At 67.7% G+C, this 3,653-nt stretch carries 3 protein-coding genes and 3 pseudogenes; 5 read left to right on the top strand and 1 reads right to left on the bottom strand.

Annotated elements, in window-relative coordinates:
- The first annotated feature begins 19 nt into the window (after nt 1-19).
- From FNX44_RS24985 to FNX44_RS24970, 5 genes and pseudogenes are all read left to right on the top strand, one after another.
- Nucleotides 20-831: pseudogene (locus tag FNX44_RS24985) on the top strand (IS5 family transposase).
- Nucleotides 832-958: 127 nt separating this feature from the next.
- Complete coding sequence (locus tag FNX44_RS24980; RefSeq protein WP_323369655.1) at nt 959-1,369, top strand: hypothetical protein; 411 nt, start codon at nt 959-961, stop codon at nt 1,367-1,369.
- A gap of 322 nt (nt 1,370-1,691) precedes the next feature.
- Nucleotides 1,692-1,793, top strand: a pseudogene (locus FNX44_RS30025) (IS5/IS1182 family transposase); the annotation flags it as partial.
- Nucleotides 1,765-1,869, top strand: a pseudogene (locus FNX44_RS24975) (SAM-dependent methyltransferase); the annotation flags it as partial. The pseudogenes FNX44_RS30025 and FNX44_RS24975, both read left to right, overlap by 29 nt.
- Before the next feature lie 37 nt (nt 1,870-1,906).
- Nucleotides 1,907-2,248: an NUDIX domain-containing protein gene (locus tag FNX44_RS24970; RefSeq protein WP_323369654.1), complete on the top strand. Its 342-nt coding sequence runs from the start codon at nt 1,907-1,909 to the stop codon at nt 2,246-2,248.
- Between the two features lie 170 nt (nt 2,249-2,418).
- On the opposite strand, the gene FNX44_RS24965 is transcribed toward FNX44_RS24970, so the two are convergent.
- Nucleotides 2,419-2,670 carry a GntR family transcriptional regulator gene (locus FNX44_RS24965; protein WP_143651256.1) on the bottom strand — a complete coding sequence of 84 codons (252 nt, stop codon included), beginning with the start codon at nt 2,668-2,670 and terminating at the stop codon, nt 2,419-2,421.
- Nucleotides 2,671-3,653: the final 983 nt, after the last annotated feature.

Below are 3,653 nucleotides of genomic sequence, written 5' to 3'. Positions count from 1 at the left end.
GTGGGGCGTTGGGCGGGTCGTGAGTGCTGAGCCGTGGGTCGTGCCGGATGAACTGTGGGAGCGGATCGAGCCGTTGCTGCCCCGGCGTGAGCGTCGCTTCCGCTATCCGGGGCGCAAGCCGGTGCCGGACCGGCAGGTACTGTGCGGCATCCTCTACGTCCTCTACCAGGGCATCCAGTGGGAGTACCTGCCCAAACAGCTGGGCTTCGGCTCGGGGATGACATGCTGGCGCAGGCTGAGGGACTGGAACGAGGCCGGCGTGTGGGACCGCCTCCACCATGTCCTACTGGCCGAACTCAACGCCGCCTGCCGGCTGGACTGGTCCCGCTGCGTGGTCGACTCAAGCCACGTCAGAGCGCTAAAAGGGGGCACCAGACGGGCCCGTCGCCCGTCGACCGGGGCCGGACAGGCTCCAAACACCACCTGATCACCGACGGCCGCGGCACCCCGCTCGCCGTGATCCTCACCGGAGGCAACCGCAACGACGTCACCCAGCTCCTCCCCCTGCTGGACGCCATTCCGCCAGTCAGGGGCCGGGTCGGCAGACCCCGCCGCAAGCCGCAGTCCCTCTTCTCCGACCGGGGCTACGACCACGACATCTACCGCGACCAGGTCCGCGCCCGGGGGATCGTCCCGGCGATCGCCCGGCGCGGCACCCGTCACGGCACGGGCCTGGGCACCTACCGCTGGGTCGTCGAGCGCACCTTCGCCTGGCTCCACGGCTTCCGACGCCTCCGCACCCGCTGGGAACGCAGAGCCGACATCCACGAAGCCTTCCTCAAACTCGCCTGCTGCATCATCACCGAACGACAGACCCGCTCATTGTGTTAGGAACTCTAAGTCAGCGTCGGCTCACGTTGCCCCGCCTTCTTCACGGCTGGAGAGCGTTCCCTCTACGGTGCCAGGTGGTGCGCGGGGATGTGAGTGGACATTCGAGTAGGAAGCCGAAGGAGTTCAAGTGGCTGAGGAAAGCGGTTCGCAGCGGTACGTGGACGACTCCGAGTTCATGGAGTTCACCCAGAACGACCCAGTGGCAGCCAGGAGGATGCGGCTGACGCTGGAGAAGCTCGCGGAAGGAGGCGCTGGTGACACTGTCAAGGAGATGGCGCAGGAGGTGCTGACTGGGCGGATGGGCCTGCGAGAGGCGGTCGCGAATCCTACCTACGCCGAGGGGCTGATTTCCAGCATGCAGCCATTCAAGGAGAAGTGGGACGAGCTTTCCGACGACCAGCGCGCGGAGTTGGCAGCCGAAGGGGAACGGATGATTGCGGAGCAGGAGCGGGAGCTACGTGAGGAGCGCGCCCAGGGGCAGGCCAGCTCGCGTCGGGATGGAGGGCCCCGGCACACGGGCGGATGGTCCTTGTACTGACCCCGGGGCTTCCACGAGGCACCGCCTGCCGTCATCTGACCGAGCTGTGCGACGGTCCCTGCGATCATGCAAGCGACAGTGCAGCAAGCGCTGTCGCCTAAGGAACGCCGCCGACGATGAGGATCTCTCGGCCCGTAGAGCGGCTGCGATGATTACCACCGTCGCGCTGGATCCGAGCAGGGTCTCGGCCTCGCTTGGGAGTGATTGAGCTTCTTCGATATGGCCACCGATCAGGTGACTGCCTGCGACCGTAACGAGCGAGGCCCCCCCGGGCTGTTGATCGAGATGCCTGACGTCTCAATCACGTTGCTCGGGGGCCTCGTTGGTCATCCATCCTGCCGCACTCGATCTGCCGCATGCACTCGTGGAGTGGGTCACCATGCTGATCGTCACCGGTGGCCGCGGCGGGTCTCGTCGTGTTCGCCCGGCTGATCCACGACACAGGCTCCGAACGCGGCTTCCTCGACGCCCACGTGCTGGCCCGCCGCCACGCGAAGTAGCCCTCTGATCGCGTGATCACCGCGTAACTTCGGGACGGTGGAAGCAGTAGCCCGGCCCGCAGCCCGGGTCATCTGCCTGGATGCCGACCACCGCCTTCTCCTCCTGCACTGGCGGGATCCGAAGGAGGGGACGTGGCTGTGGGAGCCGCCTGGCGGCGGCATCGAGCCAGGCGAGACGCCGCTGACGGCAGCGCGGCGTGAACTGGCCGAGGAAACCGGCCTCGATCCGGCTGGGGTCGCCGACGGTCGATACTCGTCGAGCGCGATGTGCGTTGGAACGGCAGGCACTACAGAGGGAAGGAGCACTTCTTCGTCGCTCGGTTCCCCGATGAGCGGCCGGCCTTGGCTCGGACCGGCCTACTCCCCGACGAGCAGGTGAACCTAGGCACGCACGTCTGGATCGTGCCGGATGATCTGAACACCCTGCGGGACCCTGTGGAGCCACCAGGACTGCTGACGGTGCTCGACTCCCTTCTGCCAGGCGTTCCATGGCGCAAGCACCTATGAAGTACGGAGACTCCTCGCCGGGCGCGGTCCACGTCTGGGATCTCAACGTTCAGCTACGAACGTGCCTCGTTGGGGGACCACGAACAGAACCCTCTCCTCCACGAGCAGTGCGATCGCCCGTCGCACAGTGGTGCGGGCGAGGCCGTACTCCTGAACGAGTCGTGCTTCGGAGGGGATTGCCCGGTTGGGTGCCCAGTCGCCCCGAGCGATCCGAGCCTTGAGGATGCCGGCGAGCTGGCGGTACGGCGTGACCGGCCCGTCGTGGTCGATGACGTCATCAGGTCCGAAGTCCATGACTCCGAGGCTAGAAGTATGACTAATGATCGGCACATGGAGATACGTAGCGATACGTGTCGCTGCCAGATACGCTCTTGACGTAGGAGACCCCCGCGACGGCGGCCACCGTCCGGGGGCGTGGTCAAACGCTGGTTGAGGAGCGTCGACGTGTACAAGGCTATCTGCCTTGCCCACCTGTGGTGGAGGTTGTTGTTCGGACTGCCTGGGGGTGGGCCGGCGCATGCCGTGCTCGCGGCCGGTGCGGTGTCGGCGGTCGAGATCCGCATGGCGCGACTCGGACGAGTGCGGTGGAGGCCGTTGCCCGGCCGGCGGACGCGGTCGGGTCGGGGCCTGGCGGAGGACTGGCTGGACGGAGACGCCTCGCGTCTCGTCCGGCCGTACGTCGTGCGGGAGGAGAACGCTGACCGGCTGACGTCGTGTGAACGGTGCGGTCAGGGGATGGCGTCGTGAGCGACCCGGATGGCCTGGGGTACCGGCGGCCGGATCCTGCCGCGCGGTTCTGCGCGTTCTGCGACAAGAGGGTGGTGACCCCGGTGAAGGTGGCTGAGGTGGACGGGGCGACCGGGCCGGGGCGGGTGGTGCTCGCGTGCAGACCGTGTGCGGTGCGTCTCACCACCGCCGGGTGGCAGACATGAGCGCCGCCAGGCGGCGCGCTGCTCTGCGTATCGTCCGAGTGAAATGGGCCGTGGCTGGGGCACGCCGAGGCGTGCGAGTACTGCCGAGTCAACAGCGCGGGCTGCGTGCACGGCCGGGCCTTGCACCTCGCCTGGCTGTCGGCGCGCGGACTGTTCCCGCGCGAGTAAGTAGCGCGACTGACGGGTGGTGCGCCCCCCGACTACCACCCGTCAGTTGCCAGCAGCGGAGGTAAGGGGATTGTTGGGTCGTGTCCGCGTAGCGCGTCAGCGTTCCGGGGGACGGTCCCACGCTCCGCGTGTCCGTGCGGCGTCGTGGTGGATGCTTGGCGGGGCCGGAGGGGGAGG

Source organism: Streptomyces alkaliterrae, from assembly GCF_007097205.2.
In the GTDB taxonomy this organism is placed as follows: Bacteria; Actinomycetota; Actinomycetes; order Streptomycetales; family Streptomycetaceae; genus Streptomyces; species Streptomyces alkaliterrae.
This window is presented reverse-complemented; position numbering and strand designations above follow the sequence as displayed.

Coding starts and splice junctions, on each gene's coding strand:
- FNX44_RS24965 (WP_143651256.1), bottom strand. CDS start 2,670: ATGGACTTCGGACCTGATGACGTCATCGACCACGACGGGCCGGTCACG.